This is a genomic window from Vibrio jasicida CAIM 1864 = LMG 25398 (assembly GCF_000400365.1).
In the GTDB taxonomy this organism is placed as follows: domain Bacteria; phylum Pseudomonadota; class Gammaproteobacteria; order Enterobacterales; family Vibrionaceae; genus Vibrio; species Vibrio jasicida.
This window is the reverse complement of sequence record NZ_BAOG01000051.1, coordinates 1-15,196: the sequence shown is the minus strand read 5'-3', so window position 1 is coordinate 15,196 and position 15,196 is coordinate 1. Positions and strand designations below refer to the sequence as shown.

Annotated in this window: 11 protein-coding genes; 6 read left to right on the top strand and 5 right to left on the bottom strand. The window is 44.2% G+C overall.

Going from position 1 to position 15,196, the window contains the following annotated elements:
• Positions 1 to 222: 222 nt before the first annotated feature.
• Together VJL_RS13980 and VJL_RS13975 are read right to left on the bottom strand one after the other, a co-directional pair.
• Complete coding sequence (locus VJL_RS13980; protein WP_038878812.1) at positions 223 to 2,031, bottom strand: DUF3413 domain-containing protein; 1,809 nt, start codon at positions 2,029 to 2,031, stop codon at positions 223 to 225.
• A 22-nt stretch (positions 2,032 to 2,053) separates the two neighbouring features.
• Positions 2,054 to 2,281 carry a YejL family protein gene (locus tag VJL_RS13975; protein WP_038869203.1) on the bottom strand — a complete coding sequence of 76 codons (228 nt, stop codon included), beginning with the start codon at positions 2,279 to 2,281 and terminating at the stop codon, positions 2,054 to 2,056.
• Positions 2,282 to 2,366: 85 nt separating this feature from the next.
• On the opposite strand from VJL_RS13975, the gene yejK reads away from it, so the two are divergent.
• The 3 genes from yejK (at position 2,367) to VJL_RS13960 (ending at position 6,073) form a co-directional block, all read left to right on the top strand.
• Positions 2,367 to 3,365 (top strand): nucleoid-associated protein YejK, encoded by a 999-nt coding sequence (gene yejK, locus VJL_RS13970; RefSeq protein ID WP_038869205.1) that lies wholly within the window; start codon positions 2,367 to 2,369, stop codon positions 3,363 to 3,365.
• A 110-nt stretch (positions 3,366 to 3,475) separates the two neighbouring features.
• Positions 3,476 to 4,798, top strand: coding sequence for an Hpt domain-containing protein (locus tag VJL_RS13965; RefSeq protein WP_038878809.1), 1,323 nt, complete (start codon positions 3,476 to 3,478; stop codon positions 4,796 to 4,798).
• Positions 4,799 to 4,909: 111 nt separating this feature from the next.
• Positions 4,910 to 6,073, top strand: a complete 1,164-nt coding sequence (locus VJL_RS13960) for a hypothetical protein (protein WP_038878806.1) — start codon at positions 4,910 to 4,912, stop codon at positions 6,071 to 6,073.
• A 98-nt stretch (positions 6,074 to 6,171) separates the two neighbouring features.
• Here VJL_RS13960 and nhaC read toward each other — a convergent pair whose 3' ends face one another.
• The gene (nhaC, locus tag VJL_RS13955; RefSeq protein ID WP_038878803.1) at positions 6,172 to 7,608 is read right to left on the bottom strand and encodes a Na+/H+ antiporter NhaC; all 1,437 of its coding nucleotides are present in this window, start codon (positions 7,606 to 7,608) and stop codon (positions 6,172 to 6,174) included.
• 436 nt (positions 7,609 to 8,044) lie between these two features.
• On the opposite strand from nhaC, the gene asd reads away from it, so the two are divergent.
• Complete coding sequence (gene asd, locus VJL_RS13950) at positions 8,045 to 9,160, top strand: aspartate-semialdehyde dehydrogenase (RefSeq protein WP_038869210.1); 1,116 nt, start codon at positions 8,045 to 8,047, stop codon at positions 9,158 to 9,160.
• Between the two features lie 126 nt (positions 9,161 to 9,286).
• Positions 9,287 to 9,799: a type II secretion system protein gene (locus VJL_RS13945; RefSeq protein WP_038878800.1), complete on the top strand. Its 513-nt coding sequence runs from the start codon at positions 9,287 to 9,289 to the stop codon at positions 9,797 to 9,799.
• A 328-nt stretch (positions 9,800 to 10,127) separates the two neighbouring features.
• Here VJL_RS13945 and VJL_RS13940 read toward each other — a convergent pair whose 3' ends face one another.
• Together VJL_RS13940 and VJL_RS13935 are read right to left on the bottom strand one after the other, a co-directional pair.
• Complete coding sequence (locus VJL_RS13940) at positions 10,128 to 10,976, bottom strand: ion transporter (protein WP_038869214.1); 849 nt, start codon at positions 10,974 to 10,976, stop codon at positions 10,128 to 10,130.
• 62 nt (positions 10,977 to 11,038) lie between these two features.
• A complete protein-coding gene (locus VJL_RS13935) occupies positions 11,039 to 11,677 on the bottom strand; it encodes a YchE family NAAT transporter (protein ID WP_038869216.1) in 639 nt (212 codons plus the stop codon).
• A 650-nt stretch (positions 11,678 to 12,327) separates the two neighbouring features.
• Between VJL_RS13935 and adhE the strand changes: the two genes are divergently transcribed.
• Positions 12,328 to 15,030 (top strand): bifunctional acetaldehyde-CoA/alcohol dehydrogenase, encoded by a 2,703-nt coding sequence (adhE, locus tag VJL_RS13930; RefSeq protein WP_038869217.1) that lies wholly within the window; start codon positions 12,328 to 12,330, stop codon positions 15,028 to 15,030.
• Positions 15,031 to 15,196: the final 166 nt, after the last annotated feature.

Genomic DNA, 15,196 nt, shown 5'->3' with positions numbered 1-15,196 from the left:
GAGATAGGGATTTGAACCCTAGATACGCTATTAACGTATGCCGGTTTTCAAGACCGGTGCTTTCAACCACTCAGCCATCTCTCCGTTGTTGAGGCGCATAATATAAGGCTTTGAAAACCTTGTAAACCCCAAAATGAACTGTTTGGATGTTTACTGTTCAATTTTGTGTTGTTTGCGGATAAAAGAGTCAAAAAAGCTCTCCGAGTGGAGAGCTTTTTTCAATTAATTGCTTTTCGAATAGAAGCGCTGCAGTTCTGTTAGTCCTTGCATCAGGACAGGCAGTTTAGGCGTTGTTTCTCTTAAGCGTTTGTAGTTGTCATCATACAGCTTGTAGTTACCAAATTTATCGATAACTGTCGTTTGGGAGCTGGTGATCAGCGCTATTTCACGAGTGTCGCCCGCTAAAATCCAGCGGCGACGACTTTCGTCAAATAGGTTACGACCACTGCTGTAATCATAAGGGTTCGATGAGACGCCTAACATGTCTTGTAACAGCGTCACCGACAAGTCCAGATGGCTTGTACTGTGCGTAAATTCACCTGGCAGCATTCCTGGCCAATGAATAACCATAGGGACCTGAAGCTGGTAGCGGCTGTAATTGCTGTTCGCTCCCCAACTGTTGGTATTGGTCTCATTAAACTCGCTACCGTGATTAGAGGTGATGACCACTATCGTATTGGTAAGTAATTGTTTTTCATCGAGATCAGAAATGATTTCAGCAACTGTCTTATCGGCAGATTTTACCGCTTTCTCATATGCTTTCTTGAATCGCTCGCTGGCTGGCATTTTTTCATTTGCCGCTTCTGGTTCAGATTCAAAGTTATCGACGGTGGTGACTTCGATGTAGCTAAACCAAGGTTGGCTTGCTTGTTCGGTTAGCCATGTATTCCATGCCGAAATGGATTGTTTGTCGGTGTGTGCTTGCGTACCGTCTAACGTGTTAGCAAGATTAACTCCACGGAAGATTACTTCTGAGTAAAGGTCATCTTCAAAACCATTTCCGCTGAAAAAACCAAAGCTATAGCCTTGATCTTTTAATACATCCAAAAGAACCGGTGCAGAGCCTTGTGCTTTGATGCTACTTGCGTAGCTACTTGGTAAGCCATAAAACAGACCGAATGCACCGTACGTGTCATTGCTAGAACTGTAGTGGTTTACAAAGTTTTGGCTGTCTTGTGCAAACTGGTACATGTTTGGCATTTCGTCTTGGTTTAGTGCATCTGCACGTAAGTTGTTCACACTGATCATCAGTACGTTCAATTTGTTACCACGACGATTAAATTCGAGTTTTTCGAGCGGGTAGCTCACCAGGTCAATATTACCTTGGTTTTCCGCTAAGCGTTTTAGGTATTCTTCACGGTCTAGTAGGCCATGTTTTTCCATAAAGCTCTTCGCGGTCATTGGGTAAGACAACGGGAAATTAGAGCGCTGGCTAGTAATCGGGTTATAGAAATAGGCATCAGCCCAAATATAAACCAGATGGCTAGTGATAAAGCTCAAGAAGAACACTGCGGCCAGAGGGCGGCCAACGTGTTTATGGGAAAGTTTGCGTTGTTTACGCCAAACCCATTCTGATAAGCCTAACTGAACCAGGAAGATAAGTGGCATAACCACAAAAAGGTGCTGCAAGTCAGAGCTGATGGCACTTTTATCTTCGCTAAACAACAACTCCCAAACCACGGGGTTTAAGTGCAAGTTGATGGATTGGTAAGCTTGGGTATCGATCAGTAAGACCGTTTGACCGACGGTTGCGAATATCACTGCCACCAAACGGAAAAGCTTCCTAGATGGCAGGACAAACGTCAGCGGGAATAGAACCAACAAGTAGAGCGCGAAAACAAGAAAGCCAAAATGGCCAACCCAGGATACCGCCAGATAGAATTGCCCCATTAGGGTTTCTGGCCAAGGCGACTGAACGATATAGCGCGTACCTATCAACATCGATGCAACGATGTTGAAGAATGCAAACCAGTGACCCCAACCAACCAGTCGAGATACACGTTCGCCGTATGAGTTTCCGCTGTCTACCATGTACTTGTTCTATTATCCGTTATTAGTGTGATTTTGGCACTTCAAGAGAAGATACGAGCGCCTGAGCAAATTTTTCAGCAATAACTTTGCGTTGTGAAGCAGCAACTTGTTGATTTAAGACATTGGTTGCGATATTTCCGGCAATCATTAGCGTCAACTCAGGAGAGGCGGCGTGTTTTTCTAGTACAGCGCCCACTTCAGCAAGAATTTTCTCTACTTGTTCGTCAGTATATTTAGATGTAATCGGCATAAAGACTCTAATAATGATAGTAAAAGCGGCTTATGATAACCTACAATGCCCAACAACTTAAACCTTGTAGCAAGATAAAATCACTATGAGCCTTCATCTTTCAAACGTTATTCTGCATCAATTATGCAAAAACGATCAGGACGAACTGGTTGTTAAACTTCGCCCGGCATCGTTAGAGAACGATACCGCTACAGAAAACCTTGTCGCGGAACTGCATCGCGTATTCCATTCTAAAGCAGGTAAAGGTTTTGGCTCTTTCCAGTCAGACAGCGAATTTCAATTTTGGCTTCAAGAAATGCGCAAAGGAGAGCGAGATTTTTACGACTTCTCACAAATTAGTGCAAATCGCTTGAAAGAAGAGTTGATTAAGTACCCATTTGCAGACGAAGGCATTTTAGTGTTTGCGGAATACCAAAGTTTAGCAACGGATTACTTGTTTATCGGCATTTTGCCTATGAACCAGAGCCTAAAGGTAACTGAAGGCTTGGATATTGATGCAACAGATTATCTAGACATCACTAAAATGGATATTGCTGCGCGCATTGACCTATCAAGCTACGATACTGACCGTGAATCAAATCGTTACCTTTCTTACATCAAAGGACGTGTTGGCCGTAAAGTGGCAGACTTCTTCTTAGATTTCTTACAAGCCGATGTTGGCTTAGATACCAAACAGCAAAACCAAGTGTTGATGCAGGCAGTTGAAGACTTTTGTGCAGACTCTAAGCTTGAGAAGCAAGAAGCGAATGAGTACAAAAAGCAAGTTTACAACTACTGTAACGAGCAAATTAAAACTGGTGATGAAGTTCAAATTTCTGAGCTATCTGGTGAATTACCGCCTAGCCAAGATGGCACCAGTTTCATGGACTTTACTAAAGAACAAGGTTACGAGTTGGAAGAGTCTTTCCCAGGTGATCGCTCAACCGTACGCAAATTGACGAAATACGTAGGAGCAGGTGGCGGTTTGAACATTAGCTTTGACAGCCTGTTGCTTGGCGAGCGTATTTTCTACGATCCGGAGACGGATACGCTGACCATTAAAGGGACGCCTCCGAATCTGAAAGATCAGTTGAGTCGCAACTAATTCAAGAAAGAGAGAGCCATGTGCTCTCTTTTTTTATGTGAAGTGTGCACAGTTTGAGCATGAATCATGGTATATGCTTGTTATTAATAGAAATAGTCGAGGAATGAGTGTTGCAGCAATTAAAAGAGGGAATAAGACGAGTCGTCTGGATTTTATTTGTTGTGTGGTGTGCGTTTGCCGTAGGTATATGGCTTCAGGCGCAACAGACCATGAGAACGATGTCTACCGTGGACGAACTTGGTAGCAAAGTAGATGAAGTAAGAAATATTTTTCATTTCGAACTTCCATATCGTGCTCAACATGTCGATCAAGTTTCTCTTAAGCTCCAATTGGTTTATGCGGTTCGCTTACAACTCGAAAGTGAACAGGGCCAAGGATTGGGTGCTCCAGACTTAACCCAACTTCTTTATTCGACAGACCGTTTTTTAGAGGGTGCGAAGAGCTTTATTGGTAGTGATAGTGAACTCGTCGCGCTCGCAGACCAATTACGCAACAGTCGAGAGTCGGCAAGCAACTCTCAATCACTACAGACGATGTACTTTCGGCTCGGCGCATTAGTGCTAGAAGCGATGTTTAGTGACTCTGCGACTAGTGCAGACACTTATCAAGAATTAGATTTGTTGTTTACAGAATCGAAAACTTTAGCGCTTGAAGAACAGTCCTCTTTCCAACGTCGCCTTGCTCAAACATCCAGCGTGCTTGCTGCTCACGCAAAAGGCAGTCATCTTTCGAGCCAATTGCTCAACCCTGAATTCCCGAACCAGCTGGCTGCGATTAGTGCTTCGCTAGAACAAAAACTGTTGGTTTACCTCTTGCTGTTGATAATGGTAAGTGCTTCCTTACTTGTATGTGTTTGTTGGGCTTTGTCTTATAAAGAGTCAGTTCTAACCGAAGGAAATCAATCCGATTCAGAAAACATAAATTCGCCAATGCAACCACTCTCTCACCAACTTGATAGGGTTGAGCGGGGGAGCGAGCAGACGGAGCTTGAACCAGCAAATTCAACTGAGGTGACGAACGGACCTGAGAGAGGCGATTCCGAGTCCCACCAACAGTTGTTAAATGAAAGTCCCGAACCTTACATTGATATAGAAAGAATGCTTGACTCTTTGTCCGACGATGAAGAGTCCGTGCGCATGCTGTTAGACGTGTTTATTCAAGATCATACTGATGACGGCAGTAAGCTAAGAAGATTGTTACTGGAAGATAAAGAACATGCTCAGCGAGTTGCGCACAGCTTGAAAGGGGTATCGGGCAGTATAGGTGCAATGCCTCTACACTATATCTCTGGAGATATCGAATCTTTAATTAAACAAGGCGAGCAAATCTCAGACGATAAATTGAGTCAGTTAGAAGATACGTTAAAGAAAACGACACTTTTTGCCGAAAGAGTTCTCATTAGTGAAAACATTCGAGAAGTGCTAACGGATTGATATTCCTCTGACTTAAAATATAGGGTGCTGAGGTATTAAAGGTGCGTTCACGAACCTGATGCCTTGGTTCGTTCTGTTCCTGTTCTACACATTTTGACCATAGGTAATTTCATGTCCATCCGTCGACTGTCCTCTTTGATGGTAGCTTGCTTGGTTTTGAGTCTTTCAGGGTGTTCCCTGCTAGAGGTGAAAATCGACAGCCAAACTGTACCGCTCACTAAACAAGAACTCAACATGCGTATAATGACGCGTGAATACGCACAACAGTTTTTTGCTCAAGTCGAACAAGCTGCTGATGTGCTCCAAAAAAACTATGAGCCGAGCGACAAAGTAAACCAATCTTATATTCTGCTGTGGAAGATCAATGCTGAAGAAGGTCTTCAAGCGGCGGCTTATCAAGTTTCCCCAATGGCTGCGCTCATAGATACGTGGGTGTTTACTCACCAGATGAACCAGTTTTATAGCGAAGGAGCGGGCAAAGATTTGTTTGCGACGGGTGAAGTTAAACAAGTCTCTGCACATCTAGCCAAAGAAGTCGATAAACTCGCTCAGTCTCTTTTGAAAAAAGACGTTTATGAAAACACCAAAGTGTTTGTCGCTGACTTTGTAGAGAAATACCCATTCGCGGATCTAAGCATGATTCGTACACCCGCTTACCGTGCTTGGCTTGAGGCTAACCAAATCAGTGAAGAAGAAGCTGTCACAACATTGGGCACGATGCCAGAAGCCATCGGTGATGTTTCTGACCGCTTAAGTTTGGTGTCTGAGCAAACGCCTAAGATCATGACGTGGAAAGCGCAACTATTGGCGTTAAATAGTTCCGCAAGTATTGAGCAAGTAAACGCAGCACTAAATAGCTTGAAGGTGACTTCTGAGTCGTTAAAGGACTTTATCGATAATAACCCTGAGTACATGCGTAACTTAGCCGAGCAAATGGCGGTACAGTTACAGCCTTTGGTTGAAGACATTGACCAGAAAACGGAAGAGCGTTTGTCTCAGTTGAGTGAAGAGCGTCAAGCTCTGGAATTGATGGTGGCAAGAGAGCGCCAAGAAATCGCTCAAATCATCACAAGTGAGCGCGAGAAGTTTGCACAAGACCTAGACCACGTATCACAAGAGGTGGTGAATCTGGCTATGGACAAATTGATTGAGCTTGTGAAGAGCACCATCATCTACTTTATTCTGTTTATCCTAGTGATCTTCTTTGCTCCTCTCGTACTTGGTTACGCCTTGGGTAAGCGCTCTGTGGTAAGAGCCAGCACTAAATCGGCGTAATCATTTAGAAGTCACAACACGAAATAGCAGACACAAAAAAGGACCGAATCATCGGTCCTTTTTTATTTACGGAAAGTTTCTATCTATGGAAAGCTGATTTAAGCCGTTTGCTGCTTGAGTTCAGCTTCTGTCTGTTCTTCTGTTGCTGGAGCCGTCGGCTCGCATTTATCAACAAACCAGCCCATGTAAGAAGTAAAGATGGTAACGATAATGCATACGAAGCTCAGCCACATGAACGGTGCGTATGATAATGTTGCCACACCCAAGATGCTTGCCATATAGATTCCGTTGTCACTCCACGGCACCATACCTGATGTCAGTGTGCCACCGAACTCTGCGTTACGAGATAAGTTTTTGCGTTTGTAGCCAAGGCGGTCGTAATTCTTAGCACAGATCTTAGGCGTAAGAATCAGTGATACGTACATCGCAGAGCCAAATACGTTACCCATGAAGGCCGTACCAATCGTGCTCGTCGCAAGTGAACCCGCGCTCTGAACACGTCGTTCGAACAGCTTTGCAATAGTCTCAAGCACACCTACTTTGTCGAGCAGGCCACCGAAACCAAGACCAAACACGATTACCGCTACAGAGCCCAACATAGAAGACATGCCGCCACGGTTGAGAATCGAATCAATGAAGTCGACTCCTGAAGAAATCGCAAATGGTGCCCAAGCCGTGTTAAACGCCGTCAGGAAGTCCACATCCTGAATCATCACTGCCCAAATAATACCTAGCAGAGAGCCAAAGCTAATTACAGGGAAAGAAGGCATACGCATCGCAAGTAGAGCCAATACGATGACCACTGGAACAAAGGAATAAGGCGTGATGAAAAATTGTTGCTCCATTGCCTGAATAACAGAATCCACTTGGCTCATGTCCACTTTGCCAGCGAAGTGAAAGCCAAATGCGGTAAACATGATACCAGTGATAATGTAGCTGATCAGCGCGATAGGTAGCATACCCTTGATGTGCTCAACGACTTCTACATTCGACATAGAAGAAGCAAGGATCACAGAGTCTGAAAGTGGAGACATTTTGTCACCAAAGTAACAACCCGATAGCACCGCGCCTGCGGTGATTGGGGCTGGAACTCCAAGACCTTGACCAATACCCATCATGGCAATACCGGCTGTACCCGCAGCACCCCAAGAAGTTCCCGTTGCTAGCGCAGTCAAAGAACAGATGATCATGGTAGCAAGCAAGAAGATAGAAGGGTGGATTGCTTTCAAACCGTAATAGATGATGGTCGGAACAATACCACCTGAGATCCAAGTACCGACTAAGGCTCCTACAGCAAGAAGAATTAGCACGGCACCTAGGCCATTAGAAATGCCATTTAATGCGGCTTTTTCTAGGTCTTTGTATTGATGGCCGAGCCTTAAACCCAACAGTATGATAATGAACCAACCAATGTACAGCGCTAGCTGAATAGGAAGGTCTAATTTGGCAGTAAATGAAAATGCCAAAAGTAGAAACAAACCTAGTGAGATAAATACCTGTATCAGACTAGGTAAGCGTGTTGTAACTTGCTTCATATGTGCCTCTGTCGTTCTTGGAGCAATAGAGGAAGGCCGCTCCCTGTTTTAATCGGCGCCTAACATACATTAACAAAAATTATATTTCGAACATTTGGTGCTTTATCTTGATGTTCGTCGGTAAAAACGTTTGCTTGTGAAATTAATCACCATTAATTATTAATATTAACGGTTTGAAATGTTTTGTGATGTAAAAATTATGTGCTTCAAATGTTGTTTTCTCATTGAGTGGTAGGACCATCGGTGTTGATTTCACACTTTTCTTTCGTCATTTATCCAGTTGAGCGTAAAGAAAAAGGAAGAAAATGGACTTGATTATAAAATTTCGCCGCAAACGTTAAAAAAGTTGCGTTTATTTGCAAATTAGGGCTTGAGATTTTGTGTCGAAAATTGAACTATGGAGAAAGTTTCAGAAATATACATGGAGAGTTAAGCGATGAGAGTAGGTTTAGTTGGTTGGCGTGGCATGGTTGGTTCAGTCCTTATGCAGCGCATGGTCGAAGAGAAAGACTTCGATTTGATCGAGCCAGTTTTCTACAGCACGTCTCAAATAGGTATTCCTGCACCAAACCTAGGTAAAGATGCTGGTCTACTTCAAGATGCGTTCGATATTGAAAGTTTAAAACAGCTTGATGCGGTCGTTACGTGTCAAGGTGGTAGTTACACTGAAAAAGTTTACCCAGCACTACGCCAAGCGGGTTGGAAAGGTTACTGGATTGATGCTGCTTCTACGTTACGTATGGCACAAGATTCTATTATTACCCTAGACCCAGTAAACCTTGCGCAAATTCAGCAAGGTATTCATGGTGGCACTAATACATTTGTTGGTGGTAACTGCACAGTAAGCCTAATGCTAATGGGGCTTGGTGGCCTATTCGAGAAGGGTTTAGTTGAGTGGACAAGCGCAATGACGTACCAAGCGGCGTCTGGCGCAGGTGCACAAAACATGCGTGAGCTGATTTCTCAGATGGGTGTGATCAACGATTCTGTAAGCTCTGAATTGGCTAATCCAGCAAGCTCTATTCTCGATATCGACAAGAAAGTTGCAGACACAATGCGCAGCTCTTCTTTCCCTTCAGAAAAGTTTGGTGTGCCACTAGCTGGCTCTCTTATCCCTTGGATTGATGTTAAGCGTGATAACGGTCAAAGCAAAGAAGAGTGGAAAGCGGGCGTAGAAGCGAACAAGATTTTGGGCTTCCAAAATGCGCCAGTGCCAATCGATGGTACATGTGTCCGCATTGGTGCGATGCGCTGTCACTCTCAAGCTCTGACAATCAAGCTGAAGCAAAATGTACCAATGGATGAGATCGAAGAGATCATCGCAACGCACAACGATTGGGTGAAAGTCGTTCCTAACGATCGTGACATTACGGCTCAAGAACTTACACCAGCGAAAGTGACAGGTACGTTGTCTATTCCAGTAGGCCGTCTACGCAAGATGGCAATGGGTGATGACTTCCTAAATGCCTTTACAGTAGGTGACCAACTATTGTGGGGGGCTGCTGAGCCACTACGCCGCACTCTACGAATCATCCTTGCTGAGAAAGCTTAATTTGTCTCAATGTTGAGATGGTCATTTTGAAAGCGCCCAATTGGGCGCTTTTTTGATATGACAATGACAGTAAGCTGACTTTTGTTGCATACCGTTGCCGCGAAATTAATCCATTGGAGTGCGGTAATGAAACAAAATACAAAAGGTTTTACTCTCATAGAGTTAGTGGTTGTCATCGTCATACTCGGCATTCTAGCCGTCGTTGCCGCACCTAAGTTTTTAAATCTTCAACATGATGCTAGAGCTTCCTCTATTCAAGGTATGGCTGCTTCTGTGCACAATGCAGCGGAAATGGCATATGGGAAAGCAGCCGTTGAAGGAGAAGAAAACTCGCCGTCGTACCATGTAGAAGGTGCGGGTAACGTACACTTTGGCTATCCTGCAGTAGAGAATGATGGTTTGGAAGATTTCCTAGATGCAGATCTGGGTTACAAAGACGGTACAAAAGACTGGGTTTGGGATGCGTACAATACTGGTGGTAGCGTAGCCGACCCAGACTACAAAGTTATTACCCAATCAGAATGGGTTCAAAAGTATGACCGCGAAGCAATCAAAGTGAGTAACTGCTACGTGAAGTACACCGCGGCAATGGAGCCGGATGACGAATACAACGTGGAAGTGTTTACTGACGGTTGTTAAATCGAGAATAGACTTTTCCATAGGGTTTGTTCATTTCCTGAGAGCCTACAACTATGCAAAAGCCGATGTGAGTTCATCGGCTTTTTTGATCGTAGAGTTGGGGTTCAGGGTCGTTGGGAACGCTACACTCCAATACTTGGGAGCACACTGCTTTAAGAATCGAGAGGATTTTGTTGGAGCGCTAGGCAAGAAACTACGTTCTAAAAGGCGTTGACAGAATTTGTCCCCAGAAAGACAAAGTATTCCCGATTCCCGATTCCCGATTCCCGATTCCCGATTCCCGATTCCCGATTCCCGATTCCCGATTCCCGATTCCCGATTCCCGATTCTAATCTTCCTCATCCGCTCTGACGACGCGATTATCAGGATCTGCCAGCTCACTACCACAATGCTTACAATGCATGGCATCCGAATCATGACCAGAACGATTGCAGTTGGGGCATTTCACAAGCTCTTTGTGAGCATTCATCTCATTGCTCAGTTCTGCGGTAATAATCCCGGTTGGAACTGCCAATATCGAATAACCAAGCAACATAGTTAATGACGCGATTGCTTTACCGAGATGCGTTTGCGGCACCATGTCGCCATAGCCTACCGTAGTAATCGTCACAATCGCCCAGTAGATGCTTTTTGGGATACTCGTAAAACCGTTGTGTGGCCCTTCAATCACAAAGATCAACGCACCAAAGATAGTGACGAGAATTCCCACCGTACTAAAGAAGATAATAATCTTGCGTCGCGCCATTAAAAGGGAGCGCAATAAAATATTCGAGTCTTGCAAATAGCGAACTAACTTTAAAATACGGAAGATGCGCATAACACGCAGCAGTCTAACGACCCCCATAAAGGAAGCGCCAGGGAAGATGATAGCTAAGTAGGTTGGCAGTATCGCTAAGAGATCGACGACACCATAAAAGCTGGTGGCGTAGGACTTAGGTTTGGGCGAACAATACAGTCGTAGCAGATACTCAATGGTGAATAAAGCGGTGAAAGTATATTCCACGTAGCGCAACTCTTGCGACCATTCTGTCATTACAGTCGGCAGAGATTCCAGAATAAGAACCACGAGAGATGCGATGATCGCGACGATCAGCGCGATATCAAAGATGCGTCCGGCACGAGTATGAGTACCGAAAATAATCACATATAAATGATGCTTTAGAGACTTGCGAGGCATGATGTTGCACTATCGACGTTAAAATGAAACGGATTGCAACATCATACCAGAAGTTAAGAAACTTAGGCTAAACCAGGAAACAGGTTTCTTAAACCGTTCGCGATAAACTCAATACCAAGCGCGCCGAGGATTAGGCCCATAATACGAGTGATCACGTTGATGCCAGTTTGTCCAAGGAAACGCACAATTAAAGGCGCGGAGCGGAACAGTAACCAAGAGCAGAAACAAAACAAAACGATCGTTAAGCTGATACCAACTGTATCCAGCGCGCTAGGGTAGCGTGCGCCGTAAACGATGGTTGAGCTAATTGCACCTGGACCTGCCATTAACGGCATGGCAAGTGGTACGACACCAATTTGCTCACGGCTTACGTATTCCGTCTTCTCTTGCTTGTTTTGCTTATCTTCACCCAACTTACCACTCATCATCGAGAATGCGATGCTTAGAAGCAGTAAACCGCCAGCTACGCGAAACGAATCGAGCGAAATACTGAACATGTCCAGCAACAACTGACCAGCAAACAAAGAAATAATCAGAATACTCGCGACAGCAATATTGGCTGTCGTGGCGGTTTTGCTTTTCTCTTCTGGCGTCATATGCCCAGTCAAAGACACAAAAACAGGCATGATGCCTACCGGGTTAACTGCGGCGACCAAACCGAGGAAAAACTGTAGGAAAATAGCTAACTCTAAAGTCTGCATGTTGCTTACTCGTAAACGTTCACAATAGTGAAAAAGAGAGGGGGTAATTTTAGGCGTAATGTAAGGCAAAAGTGCGTTGGGAAGAAATGAAAAAAACTAACGTATTTGGGCTAGTATTTGTGAGAAAAACTAATTATTGAAAGAAATGTATGCATTATGGAAACGAATTGTTACGTAGAAGACTGGTGAGAACCTGAACTGATTTACACAAACGTTAACATTCGCACATTTTTCACAAAAATAAGGGTGGTTTGTAGAGAGATATGACGCATTCGATATACTCTCAGTAGCACAAAAATTAGGGTCCACATGTAATTTTGTTGGCTAAAAATGAAACTTTTTTACAGATTGTTGTTGTTTCTTTTATTTTTAAGTTCGTTTGCTTCTTTTTTGTGCAATTAAAAATTAAGCTTAATTTGTTTGTTTATCAATTATTTAGCTGGTTTTGTTGTGGTAAACCACTACTTTGGGGGTATTTCAGTTGTGAGAACTGATCCAAGTCAATTTTTTTCACACTCTGAAATATTATACTCAGCCCTGAAAGCAATTTACTAAGATGGTTGTTAGTTAAAACGCTGATAAACAGTCAAAACGAAAGACAATAGCCTTACTAAAAAGTTTTTAATATTTATTATTTTAGGAGATCCACCATGCCTGTAACTAACTTAGCTGAACTAGATGCTCTAGTAGCACGCGTTAAAGCAGCACAAGAAGAATTCGCAACGTTCTCACAAGAGAAAGTAGACGCAATCTTCCGCGCAGCTTCTCTTGCAGCTAACCATGCTCGTATCCCACTAGCACAACAAGCAGTTGCTGAATCTGGAATGGGTATTGTTGAAGATAAGGTAATCAAAAACCACTTCGCTTCAGAATTTATCTACAACAAATACAAAGATGAAAAAACATGTGGCATCTTGGAAGAAGATGACAACCTAGGCACGATGACTATCGCAGAGCCTGTAGGTATCATCTGTGGTATCGTTCCAACAACGAACCCAACTTCTACAGCAATCTTCAAATCTCTAATCTCTCTAAAAACTCGTAACGGCATCATCTTCTCGCCACACCCACGTGCGAAGAACTCAACTAACGATGCAGCGAAACTAGTTCTAGATGCAGCAGTAGCAGCGGGTGCTCCAAAAGACATCATCGGTTGGATCGACCAACCATCTGTAGAGCTTTCTAACGCTCTTATGAAGCACGACGGTATCGCTCTTATCCTTGCAACTGGTGGTCCAGGCATGGTTAAAGCAGCATACTCTTCTGGTAAGCCAGCAATCGGTGTAGGTGCAGGTAACGTTCCTGTAGTTATCGATGAAACAGCTGACATCAAACGTGCTGTTGCTTCTATCCTTATGTCTAAGACTTTCGATAACGGCGTAGTATGTGCTTCTGAGCAAGCTGCAATCGTAGTTGGTGAAGTATACGACGAAGTGAAAGAGCGTTTCGCTTCTCACAAAGCTCACGTTCTATCTAAATCTGACGCTGATAAAGTACGTAAAGTACTTCTTATCGACGGCGCACTAAACGCGAAAATCGTAGGTCAACCTGCTCCAGCAATCGCTGAAATGGCTGGTGTTAAAGTTCCTGCTGATACAAAAGTACTTGTAGGTGAAGGCCTAGGTAAAGTTTCTTACGATGATGAATTCGCTCACGAGAAACTATCTCCAACTCTTGGTCTATTCCGTGCTGACGACTTCGAAGACGCAGTTGCTCAAGCAGTAACAATGGTTGAAATCGGTGGTATCGGTCACACATCTGGTCTTTACACTAACCAAGACGTTAACGCAGACCGCATCCGTTACTTCGGTGACAAGATGAAGACTGCACGTATCCTTGTAAACATCCCAACTACTCACGGTGGTATCGGTGACCTTTACAACTTCAACGTAGCACCTTCTCTAACTCTAGGTTGTGGTTCATGGGGTGGTAACTCTATCTCTGAAAACGTTGGTCCTAAGCACCTTATCAACAAGAAAACTGTAGCTAAGCGAGCTGAAAACATGTTGTGGCACAAACTACCTAAGTCTATCTACTTCCGTCGTGGTAGCCTTCCAATCGCAATGAGCGACCTAGAAGGTAAGAAACGCGCATTCCTAGTAACTGACCGTTTCCTATTCAACAACGGTTACGCTGACGAAGTAGTTAAACTGCTTAAAGAGCAAGGCATCGAAGTTCAAACATTCTTCGACGTAGAAGCGGATCCAACACTATCTGTTGTTGAGAAAGGCGCAGAAGCAATGAAGAGCTTCCAACCTGACGTAATCCTAGCTCTAGGTGGCGGTTCACCGATGGATGCAGCTAAGATCATGTGGGTAATGTACGAGCACCCAGAAACTCACTTCGAAGAACTAGCAATGCGCTTTATGGACATCCGTAAACGTATCTACAAGTTCCCTAAAATGGGTCAAAAAGCTGAGCTTGTATGTATCACTACAACTTCAGGTACGGGTTCTGAAGTTACTCCATTCGCAGTTGTTACAGACGACAAGACTGGTGCTAAGTACCCACTAGCTGACTACGAAATCACGCCAAACATGGCTATCGTTGATGCGAACCTAGTAATGAACATGCCTAAGTCTCTAACAGCATTCGGTGGTTACGATGCTGTAACTCACGCTCTAGAAGCTTACGTATCTGTTCTTGCTAACGAATACTCTGATGGTCAAGCTCTACAAGCACTTAAGATGCTTAAAGAATACCTACCATCAAGCTATGCAAACGGTGCAAACGACCCAATCGCTCGTGAGAAAGTACACAACGCGGCAACTATCGCTGGTATCGCGTTTGCGAACGCATTCCTAGGTGTTTGTCACTCAATGGCGCACAAGATTGGTGCTGAGTTCCACCTACCACACGGCCTTGCTAACGCGCTACTAATCTCGAACGTTGTACGTTACAACGCGAACGATAACCCAACTAAGCAGACTGCATTCTCTCAGTACGACCGTCCACAAGCACGTCGTCGTTACGCTGAAGTTGCTGACCACCTAGGCCTAAGCCAAGCTGGTGACCGTACTGCTCAGAAAATTGAACGTCTACTAGCATGGCTAGAAGAGCTGAAAGGTGACCTAGACATCCCGCTGTCGATTCAAGCAGCAGGCGTTGCAGAGTCTGATTTCGTTGCGAAACTAGACGAGCTAGCGGTTGAAGCGTTCGATGACCAATGTACTGGTGCGAACCCACGTTACCCTCTAATCACAGAGCTAAAAGAAGTACTAATGGCTTCTTACTACGGTAAAGCATTCGTTGAAGGCGAAACTTTCGAAGGTACAACTGTTATCAAAAAGAAAGCAGACCAAGTAGCGAAAGAAGCAGCACCAAAAGCTAAGAAAGAAAAAGCTAACGCATAAGCAAGATGTTAGTTATGGGATAGGTTTTCGCTAGCACGAAATCTACCATCGGGAAAAAGCAAAGCCCCAGTCGAGAGACTGGGGCTAATTATATGGTCCGCCTCACTCTCAAGCCCTACGCTTAGAGTAGGCTCTCAGAACGAGGTGAACCATATGTCTACCATTC

What these genes read in the sequence shown, in the direction of transcription:
- VJL_RS13980 (WP_038878812.1), bottom strand. Translation starts at nt 2,031, where the DNA reads ATGGTAGACAGCGGAAACTCATACGGCGAACGTGTATCTCGACTGGTT.
- VJL_RS13975 (WP_038869203.1), bottom strand. Translation starts at nt 2,281, where the DNA reads ATGCCGATTACATCTAAATATACTGACGAACAAGTAGAGAAAATTCTT.
- yejK (WP_038869205.1), top strand. Translation starts at nt 2,367, where the DNA reads ATGAGCCTTCATCTTTCAAACGTTATTCTGCATCAATTATGCAAAAAC.
- VJL_RS13960 (WP_038878806.1), top strand. Translation starts at nt 4,910, where the DNA reads ATGTCCATCCGTCGACTGTCCTCTTTGATGGTAGCTTGCTTGGTTTTG.
- nhaC (WP_038878803.1), bottom strand. Translation starts at nt 7,608, where the DNA reads ATGAAGCAAGTTACAACACGCTTACCTAGTCTGATACAGGTATTTATC.
- asd (WP_038869210.1), top strand. Translation starts at nt 8,045, where the DNA reads ATGAGAGTAGGTTTAGTTGGTTGGCGTGGCATGGTTGGTTCAGTCCTT.
- VJL_RS13945 (WP_038878800.1), top strand. Translation starts at nt 9,287, where the DNA reads ATGAAACAAAATACAAAAGGTTTTACTCTCATAGAGTTAGTGGTTGTC.
- VJL_RS13940 (WP_038869214.1), bottom strand. Translation starts at nt 10,976, where the DNA reads ATGCCTCGCAAGTCTCTAAAGCATCATTTATATGTGATTATTTTCGGT.
- VJL_RS13935 (WP_038869216.1), bottom strand. Translation starts at nt 11,677, where the DNA reads ATGCAGACTTTAGAGTTAGCTATTTTCCTACAGTTTTTCCTCGGTTTG.
- adhE (WP_038869217.1), top strand. Translation starts at nt 12,328, where the DNA reads ATGCCTGTAACTAACTTAGCTGAACTAGATGCTCTAGTAGCACGCGTT.